Consider the following 26,325-nt stretch of genomic DNA (forward strand, 5'->3'; position numbering starts at 1 on the left):
ATTAAACTATATAAGCATGCTAGCACTTAACGCTAGCATGTTTTTTCATATGTCCTTAGGGGTAAACGCTTGTTTCGTACTCTTTTTCATGTGCCTGTAAGACATTTTGAAAAAGTTCTGTGGTTTCCTGAGATGGTGACACATTTAATTCTGTTAAGAGAAGGCTATTAAACGTATGATATATTTTTATAGCTTCTGCGCGATTTCCAATTTCAGTATAATGTTGGATTAATTGCTGCACGATTTTGTCGGAATACGGATTAAACTCTAAAGCAAATAACAATGACCGCTCTCTGTTTTTAAGATTCTGATTTTTAGAGTAATAAAGTATCAATTCATCAAGTAGTTGACTAAATTGTTTATTCATCAAATTTGCTTTACTAGTAGTCCATGCATAGTCCATTGTTGCCATAAACTCACCATGGTAATTTTGGATGAGTTCCTCAGCTTTTTCAATATTTAATCTTCCTGTTTCAGCTTTGGTATTTAAGATATCCTCCAAATCAAAGGCATCACATTGAAAATCGTTTAGTTTCAAAATATAGCAGCCATTCGCATATTCAATGACATCCGTGTAGCCATAAGCTGAAAGTGTTGTACGTAAGTAGGAGACAGTAGTATGCAATTGTACTCTGGCTTTTTTTACATCCGTATCACTCCAAAGTGAATCTAAAATATAATCACGAGGTACTGGCATATGAAGCTGTAAAAATAGAAAGGCAAACAACTCTTTTGTTTTAATTGTTCTCCAATGAATTACTTTTTCATCAAAAGAAACGACAAACTCTCCAAAGCATCTGATTTGAAGCATAGGCTTTTGATGCGTTCGAGTTTTCTCCGATGATAGTTCTTTTTGGAACAGCTTTTGTATTCTGTTAATTGTCATTTCTAAGCGAGATTTTGAAACTGGCTTTAATAAATAATCAAGAGATTGTACATCAAATGCCTGAACAGCATAGTCTCGATAGGCAGTTACAAAAATGATACAGATATTTTTATCCCATGTTTTTATCAATTGTGCTATTTCTAATCCGCTCATACCGGGCATTTCAACGTCTAAAAATGCTACTTGAAAGTCTAAGTTAGGTCCTTCTTTCAGTACATCCTTTGCTGTAGTAAAGGTTCGAATGACCTCTATGTTATCAAATTCATTTAAATGTTTTTCCATACTAACCAGAGCTAATGGCTCATCGTCCACGACAATTACCCGAGTCACATAAGGAACCTCCTTTCGATAAATATGGCTGTATGATCAGATTGAGATATCTATTATAGATCCTTTGTATGGGTGAGTAGGAGCTGTTTGTTGCTGAGGTAGTTCTTTCAGTAATTCAATTGCTGTAGTTGTATTTAAATTAAGAGCATTTTGCATGACACTCATCTGTACTGTTTGTTGGAGCTCCATCAGCTGGGATGACATAAGTGAATTAACTTCCATTTTTATATTCCCTCCTTTTCTTTTTTATCGGCTTAATATAGCAAATATCTAATATAAAAAAGGCCTAAACAGCCCTACTGAATTATAGTTTATCCGCAATAAATTGATTAAATTACTAAAAAATTAATTGAAATTGTATATTTTTCCGTTTTTATAGTAATAATTCCTAATATCAGGCAGCTAGTCCTGAGTTATTAATTTGCAAACTTATTGTTGCTTACATAATAGAGCGCTCAACTCTAGTGTGCTAGCAACAGATTTGCAACAAATAATTAAAATGATGGAGGTATTACTAAACATGAAGAAAAGAGCATTAGCTTTAGCGGTAGTATTGACATTTGGTGTGAGTCTCTATGCTAGTCCTTCCTTTGCTAAGGACAAATCGCCAGGTAATATACTATGGGCACTCCCGCAAATTTATAATTTAACTGTAGGTGAGTTCCAGCAATTAAATGAAAAGGATTCATTATGGTTTTACCCAGAGCAAGACTTAGTAAAAGACACGTCAAAAGCAGAAGAACCGTTGGGGGATGAATATGTCATCAAGGGTGGCGATACTTTATTTTCAATAGCTCGTATTAATAATGTGACGGTAGACGATTTGAAAAAATGGAATCACCTTGCGTCAGACTTGATTTTAGCTGGTGAATCGCTAGCTATTAAAGCGTCAGCTGCAAAACCAAAGCCAAAAACTTCCGAGGGGATTGCAACAGCTACTAAGCCTGCTGCACCAGCCAAAACAAAACCAGCAAGTGCTCCAGCAACTGTTTCTGGTAAAACATTAACAATGCGTGCTACTGCCTATACAGCCTATTGTGAAGGCTGTTCAGGAATTACAGCCAATGGAACAGATATAAGATCGAATCCTAATTTAAAGGTAATCGCTGTAGATCCACGAGTTATTCCACTCGGTACGAAGGTTTGGGTGGAAGGTTATGGTGAAGCAATTGCTGCTGATACAGGGGGAGCTATTAAAGGAAATAAAATCGATGTATTTATTCCTACTGAAGGACAAGCACTTCAGTGGGGTGTCAAAACAGTAACGGTAAAAATCTTAAATTAATTATGGAAGGGGTTTCTCGAACTTTGGGAAATCCCTTTTATTTTGGTTGAGTTTCCTATTCAAGCTCCAATGAAATAGGAGCCATTATAGAAGCATAAATGACTAATTGTGCATAAGTACTGAAGAAATTGGAAATCATCAGAAAGAGAGGAGGTATTTTTATGAAAAAAATAAGCTTAATGAGTCTTTCTTTACTAATTTTTGTTGCGGGTTGCAGTTTTTTTGATAAGAAAGAGGAAAAAGTAGCTGTCAATGCATCTTCCCCTTTAACAGCTACTGCAAAAGTGATTGGTGCTAACAATGAAAGCTATGGCAATGCATATCTTCAAGAGGAAGATAATGGCGTTATGATGACGCTTGCATTAACAGGCTTACCACCAGGTACACACGGTATCCATATTCATGAAGTAGGAAAGTGTGAGCCACCTAAATTTGAATCAGCAGGAGCCCATTTTAATCCAACAAACAAGGAACATGGTAAATTAAATCCTAATGGCTATCATTTAGGGGACCTACCAAATTTGGAAATTGGTGAAGATGGCAATGTGGATCTTAACTTTTTAGCTGAGGGGTTAACTTTACAAAAGGATCAACCTAATTCGCTATTAGATAGTGATGGAAGTGCTATTGTCATTCATGAATCAGCGGATGATTATAAAACAGATCCTGCTGGTAATTCTGGAGCAAGAATAGCCTGTGGAGCCATTCAATAGTATACAATGTCTGACTGTATCTGTTTGTTTTCAGATGCAGTTTTTTATATTCTATTCATTATTTATACAGTTAGAATAGTTATTTTATTTTATTAAAAAAAGAAAATATGAGTTTATTATAGATATAAAGGGGGTAATTAAATAAAGCTATAGCTCTGTAAATTAATGGTTGTTAAGTAGTTTTGTATAATTATAAAAGTCTGAATTTACTATAAATATATTGACATTATTATACTAAGTTTGTTAATTTTAAATAGATTCTTAAAAATAACCAAAGGGGGAAGGTTACTATGAAGAAGAAACAATTTAATCTAATAATGCTATTAAGTATCTTTGCGCTTATGATATTAGCCGCATGTGGATCAGATAGTGGTAGTGGTTCGAAGGACACTGGAGAAGACTCCGAATCAACCGAAAAACCTAAGTTTTTAAGTTTATTAACAGGTGGCACACAAGGTACTTACTATGCGCTTGGAGGTACGTTTGCTGATTTAATTACCACTGATACAGGCATTAAAACTACTGCAGAAGTATCTCAGGCATCTGCTGCCAATATGACAGCTTTACAAGAAGGAAAAGGTGAGATTGCATTTGTTCAAACGGATATTGCTTATTATGCTACTGAAGGTAAGATGATGTTTGATGGCAATAAAATTGATACAATTTCAGCTTTGGGTGCGCTTTATCCAGAAACAGTGCAACTTGTTACAACTGAAGCTTCAGGTATTAAAACATATGCAGATTTAAAAGGTAAAAAAGTATCAGTGGGTGCGCCAGGCTCGGGTACTTACGCAAATGCTGAACAATTACTTGAAATCAATGGATTAACAATGGATGATATCAAGGCACAAAACCTTGATTTTGGTGAATCAACAGATGGTCTTCAATCAGGTCAAATAGATGCTGCATTTATTACAGCAGGTACACCAACAAGTGCTGTTGAAGCGTTAAATGCTACAACGAAAGTGAATATTATCGGTTTAGATGCGGGTAAAGCTGATGAAATCATTGCTAAATACCCTTACTATGCAAAAGACACAGTAAAAGCTGGTACTTATGGTATTGCAAACGATGTGGAGACAGTTTCAGTTCTGGCTATGCTAGCGGTGAAGAAGGATCTTCCGGAAGATGTTGTTTATTCAATGACAAAAGCTATTTATGATAATACAAATAAAATTTCTCACGATAAAGGAAGATTTATTAAGGCAGAAACAGGTTTAGATGGTATTAGTATTGACATTCATCCAGGCGCACAAAAATACTTTAATGAAAAGAAATAGTGTGAATAGTGCTTGAAACTTTCTAAAAAATACGAAGGGGCTCGTTGCATAAAGCTTCGAGTCTCTTTCTTACTTTTAGGATATAGGATTAGGCGAATAGCTTTTAAAGTGGGGGAATAGGTCGAATGCAACAGAGAAAATTCATCATAACAGTCCTATTAAGTATCTGTCTATGTATTGTCATATTTCTTCCTCTTCAAAAGGTGTTCACCTTTACAGAGACTCGTTTATCCCATCCTAAAGTGCACTACATACCCATTTTAGATGAGCAAACCTTTCAAATAAGATACACCCACTCCATACATAAGTCAGATGTATTGGAATCCTATCAATATATAAAAGGTAATCGTATTGAAATGCTTGAAATGGAATATGAAGACTTAGCTATTGGTATGCCAGGCTATGCAGAGGAAAATCAAACACTTATTCAACGGAACGGTAAATATGTTCTCCGATTTAACAATAGTGCCGTACTTGAGAATTTTACGATCTATATAGGTGATTTAGATTTAGATCTGGTATTCAATTATGCAGATGGAGAATATGATTTGAAAAAAAATTTACAGAGGGGTAAATCCTATTTATTTGAAATTAAGCGTTTGTCGCTTTACGAACAGTGGAAAGGAGTAAGGATGAAATGACAACACAAGAGAAATCAAAGAAAGAAAAAAAAGTAGAAGAATTTGAGCAAATTTCTGCTGAAGAGCAACAAGCCATACTTGAAAAATATGATATAGAATCCAATGTAAGAACCATTTCAGGTGTAATGAAGCATGTTATATTCTATGGCCTTTTAGCATTTTCGCTATTCCAACTTTACACAGCTATTTTTGGGCAATTTCCTGCTCAAATCCAACGTACCATCCACTTAGGCTTTGGTTTAACATTAATTTTCTTATTATTTCCAGCAAGAAAAAAAGCACCCAAGCATAAAATTGCCTGGTTCGACTATATTTTAGCATTACTAGCTATTGCAGTAGGTTCGTATTGGTCTATGAACTATACAGAACTTGTGAATCGCAATGGCTCCATTACACAGGTAGACTTTATTGTTGGGCTAATAGCTGTTGTACTAGTTCTTGAGGCTGCTCGACGTGCTGTAGGGTTGCCAATTACAATTATTGCAATCGCTTTCTTGATTTATGCTTACTATGGCCCGTATTTCCCAGCATTTATGGCACATAGAGGTCAGGATTTGGAAAGTATCGTCAATCTTATGTACTTTACAACTGATGGGATATTCGGTACACCGATTAGTGTATCAGCCACATTTATTTTTGTATTTTTACTATTCGGGGCATTTCTTGTGAAAACAGGGGTTGGCCAGTATTTTAACGATCTAGCAGTTGCACTAGCTGGAAAATTAATTGGTGGTCCTGCGAAGGTAGCTGTATTCTCAAGTGCACTTCAAGGTACGATTTCTGGAAGCTCTGTAGCAAACGTAGTAACGTCAGGCTCCTATACAATACCAATGATGAAAAAACTAGGCTATCGAAAAGAGTTTGCTGGTGCTGTGGAAGCAGCTGCATCGACAGGTGGTCAACTTATGCCGCCAATTATGGGTGCTGCTGCCTTCCTAATGGTTGAATTTATTGGTCGAGGGATTACGTATTGGGATATAGCAAAAGCGGCAGCTATTCCTGCTCTTTTATATTTTACAGGTATTTGGATTATGACACATTTCGAAGCAAAAAGAGTTGGTCTAAAAGGTCTGCGAGACGATCAAATGCCAAATCGTCAAGAGGTATTTAAAAAGATTTACCTTCTATTACCGATTGTGGCGATTATCATATTAATGCTAACGGGTACACCAGTTATGCATGCTGCATTATATGGAATTATCATTTCAATTGGTGTGACTATGTTTAATAAAGAAACGCGTCTTAAACCAAAAGATGTGATTGATGCGTTGGTAGAAGGTGCTCGAACTGCATTAGGTGTCGTTGCAGCTACTGCTTGTGCTGGGATTATTGTGGGTGTCGTTGTAAAAACAGGACTAGGTTTAAGTTTAGCAAATAGCTTAGTAGCTTTAGCTGGTGGGAGTATTATTTTGACACTTATTTTTGTCATGATTGCATCGCTTATTCTTGGGATGGGTGCACCAACAACAGCTAACTATGTGATAACATCGACAATTGCTGCACCAGCAATAGTGGCATTACTATCTCCAAATACACCACAAGAATTAGTGCCAGTAGTTGTATTACTATCTGCTCATTTCTTTGTGTTCTATTTTGGTATTATTGCAGATATTACACCGCCTGTAGCCCTGGCTGCGTTTGCGGCATCAGGTATTTCTGGTGGTGACCCTATCAAAACGGGTGTAAATTCAGCGAAACTTGCGATTGCGGCATTTATTATACCGTACATGATTGTTTTCTCCCCAGCATTATTAATGATTGATACAACCATTCCGCAAATTTTATGGGTAGTATTTACTGCTATCACGGGAATGGTGGCAATTGGTGCAGGGGTGATCGGCTACTGGTATCGTAAACTTTTCTGGTTTGAAAGAATTATTTTGATTGCGGCAGGACTATTACTAATCTATCCAGAAAAATTCTCGGATTGGGTAGGTTTAGGAATATTTATTGTGATGTTTGTAATTCAATTTCTATCCCATAAAAAAGGAAATCATCCCGATAATATGAATGGCAAAACGGGAGTTTCAGTCTCGTAAATTTTGGGTTTGCATAAAAATCTGCTCAATTAATAACTATTAATGAGCAGATTTTTTTAAAAGGGAAACTCGTTTTAGAAATCATAAGAATCAGTGGCATTTTTAATCTAATTTTGTGATAGGTTTTATAGTTATAATGCATAATGGATATAATTTATTGCAATTTACTAAAAAACTATTGTATAATCCTTTTATCAGAAAATTCAATAAATAAGGAGTGGTACAATGGGGAAGTTGCAAAATTCAAAGTTTGAGACGTATTTAATGGATCAAGAATCTGATTTGCGTGAAGAGGAAGAGAAAAATGGGGAGCAAATGGTAAATATTCAATATGAAGAGTATCCAGAAGGGTTTTTTACAAGTTTATAATGAAAATTTGGTGGGCTATGTTGAAAGTATACTAACTTTTAGCATAGCCCATTGTATTTTATACCTCTATTGATAAATGGCTTTTTCAGTGCATATGAATGTAATATATGATTTAAATAAGTGAATTAGGTCTGAAGACATATGTACTTTTCTGAAAAAGATTCATGTATAATGGGAAACAAAAATGCGTATAGAGGTGTAGTTATGTCGAAAGCTTTAACAGTAGAAGAAACGATTTATCAATGGTTTGATCATTTTCATCAATATCCCGAAGTAAGTTGGAAAGAGTTTGAGACTACTAAAAAAATTGCTTCCATACTGGATGAATTGCATGTTAGTTATCGTTTATTAGGTGATATACCAGGATTAATAGCTGAAATTGGGACTGGTAATGAAATTGTTGCAGTACGTGCTGATATTGATGCTTTATGGCAGGAAGTTGATGGGAAATGGCAAGCAAATCATTCGTGTGGACATGATGCGAATATCTCAATGGTTCTTGGTGCATTATTACTACTGAAAGATCGCACCTTACAGCATCGTGTTCGTTTCATTTTCCAACCTGCTGAAGAACTAGGAAATGGCGCGTGCGCAACGTTTGATAGAGGCGCAGTTGATGGAGTATCACATTTATTTGGTGTTCATTTAAGACCAATAGAAGAATTACCACTTGGCAAAGTTTCGCCTGCGATTCATCATGGTGCTGCTTATTTTTTAGAGGGATCTATTCAAGGTATAGATGCACATGGTGCTAGACCACATCAAGGTAAAAATGCCATAGATGTTATTATGGCCGTGCAACAAATGCTACACAGCATTCATTTATCACCATTTGAACCTCATTCTGCTAAATTAACAAAAATTATTGCAGATGGGGGTAGTACAAATATTATTCCTGGTAATGCTAGTTTCTCAATGGATGTTCGCGCACAACATAATCAACAACTTGAATTGCTGCGCAGTAAAATTGAATCTGGCTTGAAATCAATACAACAACAATTTGAAATTGATATGAGTTGGAAGTGGGTAGATTTCACACCAGGTGCTGAAGTTTCCCCAACTGCTGCGCTCATGGCGAAGAATGCCATCATTGAAGTTTTGGGAGAAGAGCATTTAGCAGATGAAATAACTACACCGGGCAGTGATGATTTCCATTTCTATACAGTTAAAAAGCCGGAATTAAAAGCGGCAATGATTGGAATTGGTGCAAATTTAACACCAGGATTACACCACCCTAAAATGTCATTTGATCGTAGTGCCTTAATTGATGCTGCGGAAGTACTTGCATGTGTATTAGAAAAAAAACCTGAATAAAAAAATTATAAAAAGCTATATGAAAAAATGTAATTATTTTTTCATATAGCTTTTTTGCATGAACATTTTTAATAATGTATGGATATTCAAGGGTTTGCATTGTTTTTTATTGCTACTTGAAAACGTTTTATTACGCTAAAATAAAGGGATTTGCTAGGGAAGCATAAATTTTTTGCGTTGACTTTTAATTTTTTGAATATTAAGCTAAAAAACGTAAAAATTTATTTGCGTCTTGAAAAAACCGAAAAGGGATTTGGTGCAAAAAAAGGGGATGGGACGATGAAAAAAGAAATTAGTGCATTTTGGGCACTTCTTACATTTGCAATTATGATTATTACGATGCTTATTACAGTAGTTGTGTTAGAGCAGAGTCCTCACGTACCATTAATTGTTGGCACAACTGTAGCGGCAATTATTGCCAAATTACATGGATATAAATGGTCTGAGATTGAAGAAATGATGTATAAAGGCATACGTTTAGCGTTACCAGCAGTTGTCATTATTATTTTAGTAGGCTTGACGATAGGTGCTTGGATTGGTGGAGGGGTCGTTGCAACAATGATTTTCTACGGCTTAAAATTAATTTCACCAGCTTGGTTCTTAGTGACAATCATGCTATTATGTGCAATCGTATCTTTAGCTATTGGTAGTTCATGGTCCACAATGGCAACAATTGGTGTTGCAGGTATGGGTATTGGTTTAAGTATGGGAATTCCAGCAGCGATGATTGCTGGTGCGGTTATTTCAGGTGCATATTTCGGAGATAAAATGTCACCGTTATCAGATACAACCAATCTCGCAGCAGGGCTGACAGGAACTAACTTGTTTGACCATATTAAGCATATGTTGTATACGACAATACCAGCATTAGTAATCGCATTAGTAGCTTTCGGTATTTTAGGTAGGAAATTTGCTGACATATCAATGCAATCGAAAGAAATTTTAACAACATTAAATGTGATGGAAGAAAGCTTCGTTATTTCTCCTTGGTTATTACTTGTACCAGTTGCTGTTATTGTTTTGGTTGCAAAAAGAGTTCCTGCAATACCAGCTTTAATTATCGGGATTGTCTCTGGCTTCTTATTACAAATTTTTGTTCAAGGTGGTACTGCAACTAGTGCGGTTCATGCATTACAAGCAGGATTTGAAATTTCTACAGGTAATCAAATGGTAGACGAGCTATTTAACCGCGGTGGGCTAGAATCTATGATGAATACGGTTTCAATGACAATCGTAGCAATGACATTCGGTGGAGTGTTAGAATATTCAGGAATGTTAAAAGCATTAATGAATCTTGTAATGAAGTTTGTTAAATCTACAGGAAGTTTAGTTGCTTCAACAATTGCTGCTTGTTTTACAACAAATGCAACTTGCTCTGAGCAATATATTTCCATTGTTGTTCCATCTCGTATGTTTGCGAATGTTTATCAGGAGCGTGGATTACATTCGAAAAACCTCTCGAGAGCACTAGAGGACGGTGGGACATTAACATCTGTATTCATCCCTTGGAATACCTGTGGGGTATTTATTTTAGGGACATTAGGTGTAGGTGCTATGGAATACGCACCATATGCGATTATTAATTTTGTTGTACCAATCATCTCGATCATTTATGCATATGTTGGTTTTGCGATTGTTAAGTTGACGCCAGAAGAAATGGCGGCTGCAGAGCAACGTAAAAAAGAAAAAGAATTAAGTAATTCTGATAACATGGTAATGGTAGACTAGCTATTAAAATTCTCTTTATATTACAAGTTTAAAGAAAATTCTCGCAGATGATAGTATCTGCGAGAATTCCATTTTTAATAGGTGTTTAGTAAGTTGCAAAATTCAATTGGTAAATTTTACGAGGACGTCCTTGCTGATGGGTCATTTCTTCACCAACAATATTTACATAACCATTATCAACTAATTTTTTAATAATACGCTCTGTAGTACGTCGTGTTACTTGGAGGTATTCAGAAAGATTTTGAGATGTAAATTGAGCTGACTGTCGTTCGTTACTGAAATTGATTATTTTAGAGATATTCAATGGACTTAAACATGTAAGCTTAGCCATTTGTAAAACATAAGGATCATCGGTTTTTAAAGAAATTTTACCTTCTGTATTCGGGAAAGGCCCTAATAAGTTTTTATGTTCATCAAGAATATAAATTTCAAAAGGTTTAGTAAATGTTAAAGCATGCTGAGCATTTTGTGTGGCCTCCAAAATGGAATAGCCATAGCCGAATGCTAGCTTAAAAGGTTGTTCAACTTGCTGTATGAGCTGCTCTAAGTTTTCCTTTTCGAGAGCATTTTGAAGATGTCCAGCAGTTGTGTATAGCTCAAAGGAATGCGTTGTAATTTGCTTAATGGTTGAAAATGTAGCTTTCGCAATTTCACTTAAAACAGTTGATTCAATGGAAGAATTTTTAGGGATTTCTAAGAGACCCACTACAGCCTTGAAAGCTTCTGATTTGGTTAATAGTGATTTTGATTTTGTTTCTTCAAGGCATTGAATAATTGACTTAGTAGCATCTAACATTCGCATTGAGGGTATTTGAAGTGCTTGTAGTTCATCAAATACACTATGAATACTTGTAATGACAAAATCAATACTTTTAGAATTCCACAGGGCGATATGGCGTTTTAAAATATTCTCAGTTGGTTCAGTAATCGAAATATGCTGAACATGTGGCTTTTGACCACGAAATTCTATTTCTGCTAAAACATTATCAACGAATGCAGGATTCATTACATCAATGGATATCCTGTCGATAGCTACAGCATGTTTGGCTACTAATGATAACAATGTTGTAGAAATGGTTGTTTCATCTTGCTTAATATAATTCCAAGGTATTGGAATTTCTGAAAGTAATGATTGAGTGTGTAGATAGGGTAATGTTCCTCCAAATAATATTGCATCACATGGTTTTATTTGCTTCATCAAAGTAGGCGCTTCAGAGGGGTGGCTGTAAAGATAAAATTCTAATTGAATATCGGCTATGTTTTGTGCGATACTAATAATACGCTTCATAAATGCTTTTGAACATATCATCGCTATTTTGGTAGACATGGGCATCGATCCTTTTCTATTTTTTTAAACATTTAACGACGTATTAGCGACAACTTAAACGACAGAGGAGACTGATTACGATGAAAATTAAACAAGTAGAAATTTTTGCTATACATTTACCGCTAATTGATCCATTCATCATTAGTTATGCTACATATGATACAATGCCTTCCATTATTTTAAAAGTAACTACCGATACAGGTGTGGTAGGGTATGGTGAAGCTGTTCCTGATGAACATGTAACAGGTGAATCATGGGAAAGTACATATGCTGTGCTAAAACATCAGCTTGTCCCAGCTATTATTGGGGAAAGTCCAATGGCCTTTGAAAAGCTACACGATAAAATGAATAAAGTTGTGAAAGATGTACCCGCAGCAAAAGCAGCGATCGATATTGCTTGCTTTGATATTGCTGGGAAAGCCTTAGGGGTGCCTGTATACCAACTCTTAGGTGGACGTTATCATGAAAAATTCCCAATCACACATGTACTAAGTATTGGAACACCTGAAGCAATGGCAGAAGAGGCAGCTAACCGAGTAGAAATGGGCTATCGCTCTTTTAAAATGAAGGTAGGTACAGAGGTGCTTCGTGATGTAGCCCGTATAAAAGCGGTACGTGAGCGAGTAGGCGAAGACATTGCTATTCGAGTGGATGTAAATCAAGGTTGGGGTAATGCAGCCACTACTTTACAAGGTTTACGTGCTATGAAAGATTTAAATATCGATTGGCTAGAGCAACCTGTCGATAGCGAAGACATTGATGGAATGGTAGAAATTAAATCAAAGTCTGATGTGACATTAATGATTGATGAAGGACTACGAGGCGTACGTGAAATGCGTGAAATTATTGCCAAGCGTGCAGCAGATAAAGTAAATATTAAATTAATGAAGTGTGGTGGCATCTATCCTGCTATGAAGCTTGCTGTGATGGCGGAAATGGCAGGAATTGAATGTCAAGTTGGTTCCATGGTAGAGTCGTCAGTTGGTTCTGCTGCAGGTTTCCATGTAGCATTTTCTAAGAAGATTATGACGAGTGTAGAACTAACGGGTCCATTAAAATTCTCAAAGGATGTTGGGAACTTACATTATGATGTACCATTTATTTGCTTAAATGAAAAACCAGGATTAGGTGTAGATGTAGATGAAGCTGTCATCCAGGAATTATGTAAGTTTTCAACTGTTGTCACAGCCTAAGGAGGCGTAATATGGAAATTATCTATGATGGTATGCTTGGTGAGACACCGTTTTTTGTTATAAAATTAACGCTCCAACATTTACAACAAATTGAAGAGCTACAAGTTGAGGTTTATGAAGCATTAGCAGACCAAAGTATCCTCCAACCCTTAAGCACAGAGGAATTTGAATATATTTTAAATGGTCATGGAATGATGATAGGTGCTTATGTAGGGGAAGAATTAATTGCCTTTCGTGCACTGTTAAATCCGCCAATTGATGAAGAACACCTTGGCTATGATTGTGGAATTGCAGAAAACGAATTTCAACGTGTTTTATATCAGGAAATATCGAATGTTTCACCAAAATATCGAGGTTACGGATTACAGAAAACATTAGCTACCGTAGTGATGGAAAATATCGATTTAGAAAAATACGATTATGTTTGCTCCACTGTAAAGCCATATAATATTCCGAGCTTAAAGGATAAATTCTCGCAAGACCTCGTTATTAAAGGATTAAAAATTAAATATGTAGATAAGCTTCGTTATATTTTTTATAAAGACTTACGACAAGAGATGTCCCCGAATTTTACTGAAAAACAAGTGATATCGATGGGAGACACAACTGCGCAACAGCAACTTTTAAAACAAGGTTTCCTTGGCACGTCTATGTTTGAAGAAAACAACGATTGGTTTGTAGTATACGAAAAATAAAGCACAAAGCCTTACCATTCACATGAATTTGTGGAAGGTAAGGCTTTTTTAAAAGGCTCTATTATTTTTTCATTGGGCAAAAACCACAAGCCATTAAACCTGGGATATCTTTAGAAAAACAGCATGATTTTCTTACAGGAACGTTGACTAAATTAGTCGGGCTAAGACCACCTGTATATTGTGCCCACCAAGATTTATTGGAGAAGCGTGCCCATGTTTTTGGGTCCTCTAAAGCCTCAATATCCTCCATGGCTTGATCGGCTAAGCCGGGATTAGATAATAATATATGATAATGCCATAGCAAATAGCCGAAGAAATTTTCCCAAATGGTAAGGGGGGAGATGGAGGTTACTTTACGAAGCTGTTGGACAATGACATGGCCATCGTAAAGAATTTTTTCAATAACAGCTTGGCGTTCATCTTCTTCAACGTAGCGCCAATCATTTGGATTAGCAAACATAGCAACAGTAAAGCTATTAAATTCCTTGGCAGCATCAAAACGCAATTCAAGTGGCTTACCATCCCATACTTCGTCATAAGCGGCAAGCATATAAAATTGCATAGCAAAAAACATCCCATAGCGGCGTGCAAAGTGAGAAATAGCTGCTGTTTCTGTAGCTGCATCTGTTATACCCATCATAAGGTTTAAAAAATCAGGATGGTAAAAGTCTTTATGTATATCAGCTAAAGTAAATAAAGTCCGCTTAGGTTCAGTTGTATAAATACTGTACGAGTTTAATTGTTGAACTTGATCCATTGTTAAAGCTGGCATAGTTATCCTCTTTTCCTTTGAACATCTGTTAACTTCATTATAAAGTAATCATTTTTGCTTCACAAATGGAATATCATGTTGTAAAATACATTAAACATATCAGAAAGGTGGGTTTTAAGGTGTCGCAACTTCATACAATTCCAAGACCACTTGTTAGACTGAACCAGTGGACGATTCTTCTGAGTGTCATTTTATCATGGGTAACAGGATTTACCTGGATATTAGTAATTCCACTAGCTGCAAATTTACTAGGTATTTTATGCAACTATAACCCGATACTTCGTGTAGGGAAGCTCTTTTTAACAAAGGCTCCATCTACATATATACCAGAGGATGCTCAGCAGCAAAAATTTAATTCAAGTATTGCTAGCCTTTGTTTAGCAGCTGGTTTATTCGGTTATCTGTTACATTGGCAGGTTGTTGGTCATATCTTTACTGGCCTGGTTGCAATTGCATCATCCATCGCAATAGCAGGCTTTTGTATAGGCTGTTTTTTACATTTTCAGTTGAAGCAATGGCAGTACCGACGCTCATTAAAAAAATCTTTTTGAAAAAGTAAAAAAATGATGAGATTATGATTGACATTTTAATTGATAATGATTATCATTATCGTATAAAGATTATTCCTCGTCTACAATACAGTGTAGAGAGGATGAACTTTAGCTACTTTTCTCCAGAAGTTTGCTAGTTCATGATTACGCTCCTAAAACCCCCCTCATTTTTTGGGAACGTGAAAATCTCAGACGACTTATTCTAAAGTTAGAATAGAGTCGTCTTTTTTTTGTAAAAACACAGCTCATAAAATGGACTGCTAAGAAGTTGTGTTTTGTTGCACAGCATTCTTTTTCCCGATAATCATTGTATAGTAACTATGTAATAGCATACCAACAATGATGACTCCGAGACCTGCAAGTGCAATAGGGCTAGGGAAGGCAATTCCTAATAGTAATACCTCACCTATAATAACAAAAAGAATTTCTGTTGACTGGGTTGCTTCCACTGCGGCTAGCTTGCCTTGATGGTCTCTTACGCGATCCGTTGCTATGAAAAATAAAACTGTTGCTATAACGCCTGAGCTGATTCCGACAAGCAATGATTGAAACATTTGACTTGCGGAGGGAAGTCCTATTGTAAAAATGGCATAAATAGCCATGATGATCCATGCTGGCATTGAAGCAATGGTCATTCCTAACACTCGTTGAAAAGTATCGATTCGTCCCCCGCAAACTTCCATCATTTTACGATTGCCAAGAGGGTAAGCAAAAGCTGCAACGATGACAGGTAAAATACCAAGCATTAAACTTTTAAACGATACTGATTGTGCATGAGGTATTTGTATAAGCAAAATACCTACTAAAATGACACATGAAATAAGCAAGGATACGAAAGGTATTTTTTGTCGCACTGTTTTACCAGCAATGATCGAAACAAAAAGAGGAGCTAATAATACACCAGCAACGATTGTAAACTGCCATGTACCTGAAACCAACCAACCTGGACCAAAAGCAGCAGCAAATGTTAATGGCGCATAAAATAAAACAAATCCAACAAAGCTCCAAAGTAGCCATGCTATAGGCTGTGCTTTTATTTCTCCAGAAAGCTGTGAAAAGCCCTTACGATAAAAGACAATGATAAGCAAGAAAGGGAGCATAAAAAAATATCGTAATGATGCACTCCATAGCCAACTACCACCTTGCATTTCCATTGCATGATTTAAAATAAATGTCACGGCAAAGAAAAGGGAAGCTAAAATACCTAATGCAATTTCTTTCATAAACATCACCTCAATTTGAGTTTATAACCTCAAACCCTTTATGTAATTTGAAAATTCAGTAATTATAGCTGAAAAAATTACGAAGAGAGGACAAACCTCTCTTCGTAGCTATGAAAATTTTTCATGATTCTTTAGGTAAATGCGTTAGAAATAAGCTCACTCAAAATTAAAACTATTATTTTGCTTGCTGTTCAAAAAGCTGAACGATTTCTATAATAACTTGAGTTGCTTTTTCCATTGTTTCAGCGGATACATATTCGAATTTACCATGCATGTTTTCGCCACCAGCGAAAATATTTGGTGTTGGAAGGCCCATATAGGATAATTGTGAGCCATCTGTACCACCACGAATCGGCAGGGTATTCGGTGTAATATCTAATTTTTCCATTGCAGTACGTGCAATGTCAACAATTTCTTTTACAGGCTCAATTTTTTCACCCATATTGAAGTATTGATCTTCAATGGTAATACTCAGTGCTTGCTCACCAAATTGTGCTTGAATTTTAGCTGCAGCATCACGCATTAATTGTTTTTTCTCCTCAAACTTTTGGCGATCATGGTCACGCACGATATAAGAAAGCTCAGTATGCTCAAGAGCCCCTTTAAAGCTCATTAAATGAATAAAACCTTCATAACCTTCTGTCTTTTCAGGAACTGCGTCAGCAGGCATTTCATTTTGGAAGGAGATGGCCATTGTAATAGCATTCACCATTTTATTTTTTGCTGAACCAGGATGGACGCTAGTGCCTTTTGTAATTACTTTTACGCCAGCGGCATTGAAGCTCTCGAATTGTAGTTCGCCAAGTGGTCCACCATCCATAGTATAGGCATAGTTTGCACCGAAAGCAGCGACATCAAATTTATGTGGCCCACGACCAATTTCTTCATCTGGTGTGAAGGCTACACGGATTTTACCATGCTTAATAGTAGGATTTTTAATGAGGTACTCCATTGCTGTCATAATTTCGGCAATCCCTGCCTTATCGTCAGCGCCTAATAATGTAGTACCATCTGTTGTGATAAGTGTTTGGCCAACATAGTTTTTAAGCTCTGGGAAGTCAGTCGGAGACATAACTAAGTTTTCGTTTAACTGAATATCTCCACCATCATAATTATCTACACGCTGTGGCTTCACATTTGTGCCTGTATAGTCAGTAGCTGTATCAACATGGGCTAAAAAGCCAATAGTTGGTACTTCTTTATCTGTATTAGCTTCTAATGAGGCAAATAAATAGCCATTTTCATCTAATGTAATGTCTGTCAAACCAATTTCGGCAAGTTCGTCTTTTAAAACATGTAATAGGTCAAATTGTTTTTGTGTAGAAGGAGTTGTTTCGCTTGTGAAGTCTGATTGTGTATCAATTTTTGCATAGCGTATTAATCGCTCAATTACTTGTTCTTTCATAAGTATGGCCTCCTAATGTGTATATGTTAAAGTTCTTTGTGCATTCACAAAGCCGATTCCAGCCGCAATTATGCCTTGGCATAATTGATATTATTGTAACACTTTACTTCGGATTTCGGAATATTGAAGGATACTTAAAGCAATAAGTAATTGGGCGCTATAATAAGTCAGCATGATAATTTCATGAGAAAATGCTAGTGGCATGACAAATTTGTTAATAGCTAAATAAGAGTCAGATGCAATAAATAATAATGCACCACTTGTTGCCAGCGTAGAGCCAGTTTTAATAGCTGTCCAGCCCATTGTGAGTATCACAGAAATATAGGCGATTACTGCAATACCAAGAATGGTTTCACCTGTTTTAAAGACGGATCCCGCAATCCATATAGCCATACTTGCTCCATAGAATAATAAAAGTATTTTTGCCCAAGTTGGTACTTGCCGTTCATTTGCAGTAGAGAAAGCGAAAATATAAAAGATATGCCCGATAAGAAAGCTAGTTAGACCGATTAAAAACCACTGCAATGTATAGTCTCCAATCATGCAGAATACAAGTCCAGCAATAATCAAAAGTTGGTACTTTTTAATATGTAACGGCTTTTGAATCGCAGCTAAAATAATGATGAGCAACATAGGAATCACTTTAAAGATGAGTTTTAAACTTTCAGCAATATGGGAAAAGAGAAAAATATAATAAAGACCCAATAAAATAATGACACCTATTAATAATTTTTTTAACAAATTTTTCAGCTCCTTTCCTTTTGAAATTCAATATTTATGGTAGAATTCCTTTCTGTACAACGTATGTATGAAACTTTTTTAGTATGTAACCGTAAAGTAAGTAGTGAGAAAGAAGAAGAGAGGATGAACCAAATGACTAAGCTACTAATAGCTTCAGCAGTCATTGCATTGATCGCAAGTGTGTTAGTGACACCGCTTATTACAAAGAAGAGAGAAGATGGACAATCGAAAAAGGTAATCGGATACTTTTTTATTGGAGTCTTTGTACTAGGGTTTTTAGCCACAGGGATTACGTTATATGTAACAAAAATTGATGTAAATTGGCTTGTTTTTTGGCCAGCTATTATTTTATTAACGTTAGCGGGTGCTCTGCTAGCAAGTGGTATCGAACGGAAGATAAAAGGTGTTTTATTTTTAGCAAGTTTAGGTGTAGCTGTGTATGTTTTATCAGCACCCTTATGGAATGCTAATGAAAAATTTAAATCATCTGAAATGAAGGAAGAAGTTGAAATAAAACCATTCGATGAGACACAAACACCTGCAAGTGTACCACCGAAATTTGCTCGCAATAAAATGAAAAAGGCTTTCGGACAAGTGCCAAATACGAGCTACTATGAATTAGGGCGCTTACAAATTCAAAAAGTGAAGGGCGAATATGTTTATATCGCACCAGTTGAATTTTCTGGATTCTTTAAATGGATGAACGGTGGTACAACACCTGGTTACTTCATAATGAGTGCTACAGATTCTGCGGATAATCCTAAATTTATTAAAGAGGAAATGAAATATGTACCTTCCGCATATTTAAATGCTAATTTAGAACGTCATATTCGTTTACAACATCCATTACTTATTTTTTATGGTGACGTACAGTTGGAAGTAGATGATGAAGGAAAGCCGTACTATATTCGCTCATATGGGGAATTTATTTCTGCGCGTAATGGCTTTGATGTGAAAGGAATTGTCTTGGTTGATGCGCTGACGGGGAAATCAGAGGTCATTAAACTGGATCAAATACCTGAATTCATTGATGGTGCTGTATCACCAGAGACAGTAAGTTTACAAAACAGTTATTTCGGTAATTATGTACATGGTTTTTGGAACAGTATGTTTGGTAAAAAGGATGTAAAGATTCCTTCTGATGAAGGAACAGAGTCGAATGTTAGCCCAATTTTCGATGAGAAGGGTGATATGTATTACTTTACAGATTTTACAAGCCCTAAAGAAGGTGTGGATTCAATGTTAGGCTATTCACTAACAAACGCACGAACAGGGAATGCAACATACTATACAGGGAATCAAGACTCAAGTTATATGGATTCACAAGGTAATTTACAAATAATAGAGAAGAAATTTATTGAGAAAAAGTGGAATGGCGAAATGCCAGTGTTATATAACTTTTATGGGGAAGCGAGCTGGCTGACAGCGGTGCTAGATTCCAATGGTTTCTTACAAAATTATTTTATTGTTTCTGCAGCAAATCCTGAAATTTCCGTTTACGCTACTACTCCTAAGGAGGCATTGAAACTATATAAAACAGCCTTAAGTCGAGGAGGAAATACTGTAGATGGTAGCTCAAGTGCTGAGGAAAAACAAATAAGTGGTAAGGTATTACGTGTATATAAAGAACGTCTAGGCGATTTTACAACTGTATCTTTCTTATTAAACAATGGTGAAAATTATTTAGTGAGTGCCGAAACAGAACCTTTAGCAATTTATTTACAGGAGGGTGATGAGGTAATACTCACTTATGGTGATACAGGTGAGCAGTTCCTACCAGTTCGTTCACTTATAATTAGAGGACTACAATAAAAAGAACAAAAGACGATCTTGTTATTACGAAGATCGTCTTTTTTATGTAGCTTGCTCTTGAACATAGGTAAGCATCTTTTCTCTATGGTTCATAAATAATCTTTTAGCATGATCATTTAGTGTAAAGATTTCTTGTATATACCCCTGTAACAATTTATCTTCATATTTAAAAGCATCGCCGTAAGTGTTTTCTAAAATATAGGATAATAAAAGAGCATGCAAGACAACTACTTCTAAATTCTGTGTATTCGTGATGAATTTTAAATTGAGAATTGTAGTATGAGAAACGAACTGATTGACATACTCAATGGGTTTTTTATATACACTCAAATCAATATGTGGCTCGAGTCTTTTTCTTAATTGGGTGCATTCATTATTTAAGTCTTCAATTTTTAAGAATAAACCTCTTACACTTCTCTTATGTTGTTGTTCCAAGGTGCGAGCAAGATGTTTATTGATATTGGACATTGTTTGTATAACTCCTTTCTTTAATAGGTATCATTTATTAATATGAATGGAATAGCTGGAAAAGGAAAGAGTCTTTTCGTTTAATTTATGGTTAGATTTATAGAAGGAATCGTGGCAATATACCTAGATTGAATATATATAGGTAATATTTTTATGTAAAAAATGGAATTATTATCATACGATAGTAATTCCATTTTGGTTCATTTATTTCCAATTAAACCCTTTTGTTGCTAAAAACTCTTTGATATGCGGACGTCGTTGTTCGATTAAAAAATCAGCCATCTGCTTTGTCCAGTTATCAATTTTTCTGTTTGACGAACGGCTGTTATAGTATATTTCCATTTCCTCGTTGTAGGCAGGTAAAAGCTCTTCATATTTTTCAACTTTGTATTCATTTTCATGTAATACAGCAGATACAGGTAAACGAGGTTTTACCTCATTGCGACGTGCAGGAACGCCAATTGTTAGCCCGAATAATGGGAAAACGTGATCAGGCAGATTAAATAATTCACTGATTTCAGAAGGTTTATTGCGTACACCTCCAATATAGCAAATGCCATAACCCATTGATTCTGCCGCAATAACAAAATTCTGTGCGAACAATGATACATCTGCTACCCCAACAAGGACATTTTCTGCAGAATCAGCTACAATATCCACTCCTTCTAGTTTCCCCGCCATTTGAAGTCGCTTGAAATCTACGCAAAAAACAAATGCCCCACCTGAAGTTTCATATTGACGTGGATTACCAGAGAGTAAGCCTAATTTTTCCTTTTTATCTGCATCTGTTACCCATATTACACTATAGGCTTGCACAAAATGTGATGTTGCAGCCATTTGTGCTGTTCCAATTAAATCTTCAATGATTTCTTTTGAAATCGGTTCTCCATCATAGATGCGTACCGAGGAATGGTTACGTAATAGTTCTTTAACCATTAAAAACTCTCTCCTTTGTGTCTGTTCTATACCTTGAGCATAGCACGCTTTTCTAGCAAAATCGAATAATGAGGAACAAAAAGTTATTTATAAATAATTTATAAATGTCGAAATTATCTCGTAAAGTAAAATATTTCATTTGATATAGATTAAATATTCTAAATAGTATAAAATTATGGAAGCGACTGTTTATTTGGTTGTGCTACCAAAAATTACATGATCTTTATTCACAAATGTTTAGACAGCATTAGCTATTAGGTGATGAAATCCTCCTGGAATAAAGATACATTCTCTGACGGATGTCACAGATTTACTGGAACCAAATATGCAAGTTGAACAAAAATGAAGTGGAATGGAGGAATAGGGAATGGAAGAAAAGTTAGCGAAAAAGCTTCGTTATGAACAATTACGAAGCAAGGTTGTAACAGCAGAAGAAGCAGCTTCTTGGATTAAGGATGGCATGGTATTAGGGATGAGCGGATTCACACGTGCTGGCGATGTAAAGGTTGTACCTCTTGCACTCGTAGAGAAAGCGAAAAAAGAGGATTTTCAAGTAGATGTCTTTACAGGTGCATCACTTGGACCTGAGGTAGACCAATATTTAGCAGAAGCAGGGGTCATTCGTAAGCGAGGTCCTTTCCAAGCAGATGCTGGCATTCGTAATAAAATCAATAGCGGTGATATCACATTTGTCGATGCCCATCTTTCCCATAATGCTGAGCTTGTTCGTCAAGGTATTATTGGACCAATTGATTTTGCGATCATTGAAGCGGCTGCTATTACAGAAGAAGGCTTATTAATTCCTACAACTTCAGTTGGTAACTCTCCCATTTTTGTGCAAGAAGCAGACCAAGTCATCATTGAATTAAACGTAGCACAGCTTGATGCATTAGAAGGTATACATGATATTTACGTACCTGCACAACAAGGAAAACGTGATCCAATTCCTTTACAGAATGTTTCAGATCGTCTTGGTATAATTGGAATTCCACTAGATTTAGATAAAGTAAAAGGCATCGTCATTTCGGATATATTAGATGCGCCATCAACGATTGTCCCAGCTGATGAAGAGACAGATGTTATGGCTAATCACTTATTAAATTTCCTACGTGAAGAGATTAAAGTAGGTCGCTTAACAACAAGTTTACGACCAATTCAATCTGGGGTAGGCTCAGTAGCGAATGCTGTATTGCTCGGCTTTAAAGATTCTGAGTTTGAGAACTTAGAAGTTTATTCAGAAGTTCTCCAAGATGCAGTATTTGAATTAATGGATGCAGGGAAAGTGAATTTTGCATCTGCTACTTCTATTACCCTTTCTGAGCAAGTAGGAAACCGTGTTTATGGGAATTTTGAAAAATATGCTGATAAATTAGTGCTGCGCCCTCAAGAAATTTCAAATCAGCCTGAAATTATTCGTCGACTCGGATTAATTTCAGTGAATACAGCATTGGAATTAGATATTTACGGCAATGTGAATTCCACACACGTTTCTGGTACAAAGATGATGAATGGTATCGGAGGGTCTGGTGACTTTGCTCGTAATGCACGTTTAGGAATTTTTGTGACAAAGTCTTATGCTAAGGGTGGAGATATTTCGAGTATTGTTCCAATGGTCTCGCATGTGGATCATACGGAGCATGATGTTGATGTCATTGTAACTGAACAGGGCGTAGCAGATTTACGAGGACTTGCTCCAAAAGAACGAGTGGGACTTATCATTGATAATTGTGCACATCCTGATTATAGGGAGCAGCTGTGGCAGTACTTTAATGATGCCAATGAGGCAACGGGTGGACATCACACACCACATGACCTAGAAAAAGCACTATCATGGCACGTTAACTATGCGAAAAACGGTACGATGAAGGATCCTGCTTTTACGAAACAATAGTCTTATCTTAAAAGCCTTGAAGGACAAATAGTCTGTTTCTTCAAGGCTTTTACGTTTTAATTTAATGAAAGTTCTATAATAATCCAATCCATTTCCAATACGTTGCAGAGAACAAAAGTACGAGAAGGAAACCGATAATGGTTAATGGAATTCCAGATTTCAAGAAATCCTTTGTTGTAAAGGAGCCTGTACCATAGGCAAGCATGTTTTGTGGTGCACTAATTGGTAATAGGAAGCCAAAGCTTATGACGAATTGTTGCACAATAACAAAACCAACTTGATCAACATTAGCCGTTAATGTGGAGGCTAAAACGATAAACACAGGTATAAGTGCTGAGGCTAAGCTAGTTGCGCTTGCAAAGCCTAAATGAATCAAAATGTTAAATAAAGTTACGAGTGCGATGGTTGCTAGTAAAGGCATAGTATCTAGCCCGAGTGAACCAAAAACTTTATCTGATAACCATGCAGCACCTTGCGTATTTAGTAAAATGGTTCCTAACATAATGCCTACCGCAAAGACGATAATTGTTCCCCATGGAATATGAGGCTCAACTTCCTTCCACGAATACACACCGATTTTAGGCATTAATAGAATTGCGATAGCAATAATTGTGACTGTTGTCGTATCAAATGGATGTAGTTTTCCTTCAGTTGCCCAGAAAAATAGTAAAACTACGGATGTAATGATTAAACGAATTTCAGGAGCCTTTAATGGGCCAAGCTCTGCAAGCTGTTTTTTGATGACCTCTTTACCACCTTCGATATTGCTAGTCTCAGGTTTAATTAAAGCAATCATAATGAAAAATAAAAAGATCGACATAATAATTGAGAAGGGGGCGGCATAAAGTAGCCAAGCACCCCATGAAATATCCACATTAAATTGCTCTTGGATAAAGTTTAAAGCCACCATATTTTGAGCTGCTGCAGTCTTAATACCGATATTCCAAATGGAAACTGCTTGTACCGAAGTAATAACTAATAAGGCAGCAAGCCGACTATCACGTGGTAAACCAAAAGCTGCCACCATTCCAAGTAATATCGGTACTACTGCGCCAGCTCGTGCTGTAGCAGAGGGTACAAAAAATGCGAGGACGATAGAGACTAAAATAGCGCCAAATACGATAGCTTTTGTTTTCGTTCCTACCAATGAAAGAATCCAAAGAGCAAGTCGTTTATGTAGATTAGTAATTTGCATTGCTGCCGCTAGAAAAAGAGCTGCTGCTACTAAAGCAACGGCAGAATTACTAAAGCCGCTTAAAGATAATTTTAATGCGCTAGCTGTTCCTAGCTCTGTAGTTGGATCCTCCATTGACGGAGCGAGTCCTAGTAAAACAGTTACTAGTGCAATGATCATGGCCGAGCTCACAGGATATGAAACGGCCTCTGTAACCCAAAGGATGACTGCAAAAGCTAAAATGGCTAAAGCTCGTTGCCCAGCTATAGGTAAATCACCATTATTAGGTAAAAAGGTAATAATGATTAGTAACGCGAATGCCAAGCCAATCCACAGTGGCTTTAAATTAAGTTTTGTAGCTGCTTGCTTTGGGGAAGACATATTTTCTCATCCTTTCTACAATAAAAATGACGATTATTATCCATAACATCGGCCTGTATAATGTTTTATTAAGATAAGAATATGTTGATTTTATTGTAGAAAAAAATCTATGTGAAAATTGTGTTTTTTACAGCAATATGAGTAGATAAAGAGAAAATACATGGTCACAAAGAATACAAAAATATCCATGAAATATTATTTCTTTTTCTTAAAGGCAGAAGTTACTTTAGGCTCTGTGCCATTGGCTAATCGTTTAATATTTTCAAAGTGCAGGATGATGGCTATGCCAAAAAGAAGAAGAGCTATAATGGTTGGGCCAATGCCAGGAATCCATAAATAAGTTGCTGTACAAAACACGAGATAAAATTCTAGAACACCAACAATTAAATAATTTGTTGCAAAGGATAAAATAACAAATAAAATAAGTGCAAATAAACCAATCTTCCAATCAACAGCAAGTAAAATACCAATGATGGAGGCAGTTCCTTTCCCGCCATTGAAGCCCATGTAGAAGGGGAAATTATGACCTAAAATAACCCCAGCAGCCATAATATAAGTAAGCAGCCAAATTTGTTCTTCTGTTAAATGAATGGCGTCAGCTAGATAAAAATGCGCACCTATAATAGCCACAACACCTTTGCCTATATCGATGAGGGCTACTAAAACGCCATATTTCCAGCCAAGGGAAAGAGTAGCATTAGAGGCACCAGCATTACCGTGGCCTGCCTTTTTTAAATCAACCCCCGATAAAAATTGAGCCACTTTAGAGCCGTGAATACAGCCTATTAAATAGCCAATCATAAGAAAAATGATCACGGCCTTTACCATAAAAATACTCCTCTCAAAATTTTTTTTTTAAAATAGTGTATGCGTTCATATTACGTATAAGAGCAGACAGAAGTTTCGGAAAAAATAAAATTTACATGTTGACAGAAAAAAACTCTATGTTTATACTGTGTAACAACGATGGAAATTGAATCTCATACTCTTATCAAGAGCGGCGGAGGGATAGGCCCTATGATGCCCGGCAACCAGTAAGCAATGAGCTTACTAAGGTGCTAATTCCTACAGATTCTTACTTGGATCTGGCAGATAAGGGGAGGAAAACTTGCAACCGCAACCCTCTTCTTAGCTGAAGAGGGTTTTTGTTTTCTACAGAAAAATCCTCCTC

Annotated in this window: 24 protein-coding genes and 1 riboswitch; of the genes, 13 read left to right on the forward strand and 11 right to left on the reverse strand. The window is 36.3% G+C overall.

Annotation, left to right across the window (positions count from 1 at the left end):
• Positions 1 to 55 precede the first annotated feature (55 nt).
• The gene (locus LCP48_RS02180; protein WP_009371788.1) at positions 56 to 1,216 is read right to left on the reverse strand and encodes a response regulator; all 1,161 of its coding nucleotides are present in this window, start codon (positions 1,214 to 1,216) and stop codon (positions 56 to 58) included.
• 36 nt (positions 1,217 to 1,252) lie between these two features.
• Entirely contained in the window at positions 1,253 to 1,438 is a 186-nt protein-coding gene (locus LCP48_RS02185; protein ID WP_004229797.1) for a putative motility protein, read from the reverse strand.
• Between the two features lie 298 nt (positions 1,439 to 1,736).
• Here LCP48_RS02185 and LCP48_RS02190 point away from each other — a divergent pair, with 298 nt between their 5' ends.
• The 8 genes from LCP48_RS02190 (at position 1,737) to nhaC (ending at position 10,585) form a co-directional block, all read left to right on the forward strand.
• On the forward strand, positions 1,737 to 2,501 hold the full coding sequence (locus LCP48_RS02190) for a 3D domain-containing protein (RefSeq protein ID WP_004229795.1): 765 nt from the start codon (positions 1,737 to 1,739) through the stop codon (positions 2,499 to 2,501).
• Positions 2,502 to 2,662: 161 nt separating this feature from the next.
• On the forward strand, positions 2,663 to 3,214 hold the full coding sequence (locus LCP48_RS02195; protein WP_004229793.1) for a superoxide dismutase family protein: 552 nt from the start codon (positions 2,663 to 2,665) through the stop codon (positions 3,212 to 3,214).
• A gap of 290 nt (positions 3,215 to 3,504) precedes the next feature.
• The gene (locus LCP48_RS02200) at positions 3,505 to 4,494 is read left to right on the forward strand and encodes a TAXI family TRAP transporter solute-binding subunit (protein WP_004229790.1); all 990 of its coding nucleotides are present in this window, start codon (positions 3,505 to 3,507) and stop codon (positions 4,492 to 4,494) included.
• A 125-nt stretch (positions 4,495 to 4,619) separates the two neighbouring features.
• The gene (locus LCP48_RS02205; RefSeq protein WP_004229786.1) at positions 4,620 to 5,135 is read left to right on the forward strand and encodes a DUF1850 domain-containing protein; all 516 of its coding nucleotides are present in this window, start codon (positions 4,620 to 4,622) and stop codon (positions 5,133 to 5,135) included.
• Positions 5,132 to 7,174, forward strand: a complete 2,043-nt coding sequence (locus tag LCP48_RS02210) for a TRAP transporter permease (RefSeq protein WP_004229779.1) — start codon at positions 5,132 to 5,134, stop codon at positions 7,172 to 7,174. Before LCP48_RS02205 ends, LCP48_RS02210 begins: the two co-directional genes overlap by 4 nt.
• 225 nt (positions 7,175 to 7,399) lie before the next feature.
• The gene (locus LCP48_RS02215) at positions 7,400 to 7,543 is read left to right on the forward strand and encodes a hypothetical protein (protein WP_004229777.1); all 144 of its coding nucleotides are present in this window, start codon (positions 7,400 to 7,402) and stop codon (positions 7,541 to 7,543) included.
• 204 nt (positions 7,544 to 7,747) lie between these two features.
• Entirely contained in the window at positions 7,748 to 8,857 is a 1,110-nt protein-coding gene (locus tag LCP48_RS02220) for an amidohydrolase (protein WP_004229775.1), read from the forward strand.
• Positions 8,858 to 9,136: 279 nt separating this feature from the next.
• Positions 9,137 to 10,585, forward strand: a complete 1,449-nt coding sequence (gene nhaC / locus LCP48_RS02225) for a Na+/H+ antiporter NhaC (RefSeq protein ID WP_036219355.1) — start codon at positions 9,137 to 9,139, stop codon at positions 10,583 to 10,585.
• A gap of 85 nt (positions 10,586 to 10,670) precedes the next feature.
• On the opposite strand, the gene LCP48_RS02230 is transcribed toward nhaC, so the two are convergent.
• Positions 10,671 to 11,912 (reverse strand): PadR family transcriptional regulator, encoded by a 1,242-nt coding sequence (locus LCP48_RS02230; protein WP_225340622.1) that lies wholly within the window; start codon positions 11,910 to 11,912, stop codon positions 10,671 to 10,673.
• A gap of 80 nt (positions 11,913 to 11,992) precedes the next feature.
• Between LCP48_RS02230 and LCP48_RS02235 the strand changes: the two genes are divergently transcribed.
• Both LCP48_RS02235 and LCP48_RS02240 read left to right on the forward strand, forming a co-directional pair.
• Complete coding sequence (locus tag LCP48_RS02235; protein WP_004229770.1) at positions 11,993 to 13,105, forward strand: mandelate racemase/muconate lactonizing enzyme family protein; 1,113 nt, start codon at positions 11,993 to 11,995, stop codon at positions 13,103 to 13,105.
• 11 nt (positions 13,106 to 13,116) lie between these two features.
• Positions 13,117 to 13,800: a hypothetical protein gene (locus tag LCP48_RS02240; protein WP_004229769.1), complete on the forward strand. Its 684-nt coding sequence runs from the start codon at positions 13,117 to 13,119 to the stop codon at positions 13,798 to 13,800.
• 61 nt (positions 13,801 to 13,861) lie between these two features.
• On the opposite strand, the gene LCP48_RS02245 is transcribed toward LCP48_RS02240, so the two are convergent.
• On the reverse strand, positions 13,862 to 14,572 hold the full coding sequence (locus LCP48_RS02245; RefSeq protein WP_004229768.1) for a Fe-S oxidoreductase: 711 nt from the start codon (positions 14,570 to 14,572) through the stop codon (positions 13,862 to 13,864).
• A gap of 119 nt (positions 14,573 to 14,691) precedes the next feature.
• Here LCP48_RS02245 and LCP48_RS02250 point away from each other — a divergent pair, with 119 nt between their 5' ends.
• Positions 14,692 to 15,123, forward strand: coding sequence for a DUF4395 domain-containing protein (locus LCP48_RS02250; protein ID WP_004229767.1), 432 nt, complete (start codon positions 14,692 to 14,694; stop codon positions 15,121 to 15,123).
• A 260-nt stretch (positions 15,124 to 15,383) separates the two neighbouring features.
• Here LCP48_RS02250 and LCP48_RS02255 read toward each other — a convergent pair whose 3' ends face one another.
• From LCP48_RS02255 to LCP48_RS02265, 3 genes are all read right to left on the reverse strand, one after another.
• A complete protein-coding gene (locus LCP48_RS02255) occupies positions 15,384 to 16,346 on the reverse strand; it encodes a DMT family transporter (protein WP_004229766.1) in 963 nt (320 codons plus the stop codon).
• A 175-nt stretch (positions 16,347 to 16,521) separates the two neighbouring features.
• Positions 16,522 to 17,751: a peptidase T gene (gene pepT, locus LCP48_RS02260; RefSeq protein WP_225340623.1), complete on the reverse strand. Its 1,230-nt coding sequence runs from the start codon at positions 17,749 to 17,751 to the stop codon at positions 16,522 to 16,524.
• A gap of 90 nt (positions 17,752 to 17,841) precedes the next feature.
• Complete coding sequence (locus LCP48_RS02265) at positions 17,842 to 18,492, reverse strand: lysoplasmalogenase (RefSeq protein WP_004229764.1); 651 nt, start codon at positions 18,490 to 18,492, stop codon at positions 17,842 to 17,844.
• 132 nt (positions 18,493 to 18,624) lie between these two features.
• On the opposite strand from LCP48_RS02265, the gene LCP48_RS02270 reads away from it, so the two are divergent.
• Positions 18,625 to 20,304 (forward strand): hypothetical protein, encoded by a 1,680-nt coding sequence (locus LCP48_RS02270; protein WP_225340624.1) that lies wholly within the window; start codon positions 18,625 to 18,627, stop codon positions 20,302 to 20,304.
• Positions 20,305 to 20,346: 42 nt separating this feature from the next.
• On the opposite strand, the gene LCP48_RS02275 is transcribed toward LCP48_RS02270, so the two are convergent.
• Complete coding sequence (locus LCP48_RS02275; protein ID WP_004229759.1) at positions 20,347 to 20,772, reverse strand: hypothetical protein; 426 nt, start codon at positions 20,770 to 20,772, stop codon at positions 20,347 to 20,349.
• A 204-nt stretch (positions 20,773 to 20,976) separates the two neighbouring features.
• Positions 20,977 to 21,708 (reverse strand): class II chromate reductase ChrR, encoded by a 732-nt coding sequence (gene chrR / locus LCP48_RS02280; RefSeq protein ID WP_004229757.1) that lies wholly within the window; start codon positions 21,706 to 21,708, stop codon positions 20,977 to 20,979.
• Between the two features lie 367 nt (positions 21,709 to 22,075).
• Between chrR and LCP48_RS02285 the strand changes: the two genes are divergently transcribed.
• On the forward strand, positions 22,076 to 23,599 hold the full coding sequence (locus LCP48_RS02285) for a succinyl-CoA:acetate CoA-transferase ScpC (protein WP_202342076.1): 1,524 nt from the start codon (positions 22,076 to 22,078) through the stop codon (positions 23,597 to 23,599).
• Positions 23,600 to 23,672: 73 nt separating this feature from the next.
• Here the strand turns inward: LCP48_RS02285 and LCP48_RS02290 are convergent, their stop codons facing one another.
• Positions 23,673 to 25,154 carry a DASS family sodium-coupled anion symporter gene (locus tag LCP48_RS02290; RefSeq protein ID WP_004229752.1) on the reverse strand — a complete coding sequence of 494 codons (1,482 nt, stop codon included), beginning with the start codon at positions 25,152 to 25,154 and terminating at the stop codon, positions 23,673 to 23,675.
• A gap of 195 nt (positions 25,155 to 25,349) precedes the next feature.
• On the reverse strand, positions 25,350 to 25,982 hold the full coding sequence (locus LCP48_RS02295; RefSeq protein WP_004229750.1) for a glycerol-3-phosphate acyltransferase: 633 nt from the start codon (positions 25,980 to 25,982) through the stop codon (positions 25,350 to 25,352).
• 157 nt (positions 25,983 to 26,139) lie between these two features.
• A riboswitch (SAM riboswitch) is annotated at positions 26,140 to 26,253 on the forward strand.
• Positions 26,254 to 26,325 lie beyond the last annotated feature (72 nt).

It is taken from the genome of Lysinibacillus capsici, from assembly GCF_020217405.1.
Lineage (GTDB): Bacteria > Bacillota > Bacilli > Bacillales_A > Planococcaceae > Lysinibacillus > Lysinibacillus capsici.

Coding starts and splice junctions, on each gene's coding strand:
- LCP48_RS02220 (WP_004229775.1), top strand. CDS start 7,748: ATGTCGAAAGCTTTAACAGTAGAAGAAACGATTTATCAATGGTTTGAT.
- LCP48_RS02295 (WP_004229750.1), bottom strand. CDS start 25,982: ATGGTAAAGGCCGTGATCATTTTTCTTATGATTGGCTATTTAATAGGC.
- LCP48_RS02210 (WP_004229779.1), top strand. CDS start 5,132: ATGACAACACAAGAGAAATCAAAGAAAGAAAAAAAAGTAGAAGAATTT.
- LCP48_RS02190 (WP_004229795.1), top strand. CDS start 1,737: ATGAAGAAAAGAGCATTAGCTTTAGCGGTAGTATTGACATTTGGTGTG.
- LCP48_RS02275 (WP_004229759.1), bottom strand. CDS start 20,772: ATGTCCAATATCAATAAACATCTTGCTCGCACCTTGGAACAACAACAT.
- LCP48_RS02195 (WP_004229793.1), top strand. CDS start 2,663: ATGAAAAAAATAAGCTTAATGAGTCTTTCTTTACTAATTTTTGTTGCG.
- pepT (WP_225340623.1), bottom strand. CDS start 17,751: ATGAAAGAACAAGTAATTGAGCGATTAATACGCTATGCAAAAATTGAT.
- LCP48_RS02230 (WP_225340622.1), bottom strand. CDS start 11,912: ATGTCTACCAAAATAGCGATGATATGTTCAAAAGCATTTATGAAGCGT.
- LCP48_RS02270 (WP_225340624.1), top strand. CDS start 18,625: ATGACTAAGCTACTAATAGCTTCAGCAGTCATTGCATTGATCGCAAGT.
- LCP48_RS02285 (WP_202342076.1), top strand. CDS start 22,076: ATGGAAGAAAAGTTAGCGAAAAAGCTTCGTTATGAACAATTACGAAGC.
- LCP48_RS02235 (WP_004229770.1), top strand. CDS start 11,993: ATGAAAATTAAACAAGTAGAAATTTTTGCTATACATTTACCGCTAATT.
- nhaC (WP_036219355.1), top strand. CDS start 9,137: ATGAAAAAAGAAATTAGTGCATTTTGGGCACTTCTTACATTTGCAATT.
- chrR (WP_004229757.1), bottom strand. CDS start 21,708: ATGGTTAAAGAACTATTACGTAACCATTCCTCGGTACGCATCTATGAT.
- LCP48_RS02245 (WP_004229768.1), bottom strand. CDS start 14,572: ATGCCAGCTTTAACAATGGATCAAGTTCAACAATTAAACTCGTACAGT.
- LCP48_RS02205 (WP_004229786.1), top strand. CDS start 4,620: ATGCAACAGAGAAAATTCATCATAACAGTCCTATTAAGTATCTGTCTA.
- LCP48_RS02255 (WP_004229766.1), bottom strand. CDS start 16,346: ATGAAAGAAATTGCATTAGGTATTTTAGCTTCCCTTTTCTTTGCCGTG.
- LCP48_RS02200 (WP_004229790.1), top strand. CDS start 3,505: ATGAAGAAGAAACAATTTAATCTAATAATGCTATTAAGTATCTTTGCG.
- LCP48_RS02290 (WP_004229752.1), bottom strand. CDS start 25,154: ATGTCTTCCCCAAAGCAAGCAGCTACAAAACTTAATTTAAAGCCACTG.
- LCP48_RS02185 (WP_004229797.1), bottom strand. CDS start 1,438: ATGGAAGTTAATTCACTTATGTCATCCCAGCTGATGGAGCTCCAACAA.
- LCP48_RS02240 (WP_004229769.1), top strand. CDS start 13,117: ATGGAAATTATCTATGATGGTATGCTTGGTGAGACACCGTTTTTTGTT.
- LCP48_RS02215 (WP_004229777.1), top strand. CDS start 7,400: ATGGGGAAGTTGCAAAATTCAAAGTTTGAGACGTATTTAATGGATCAA.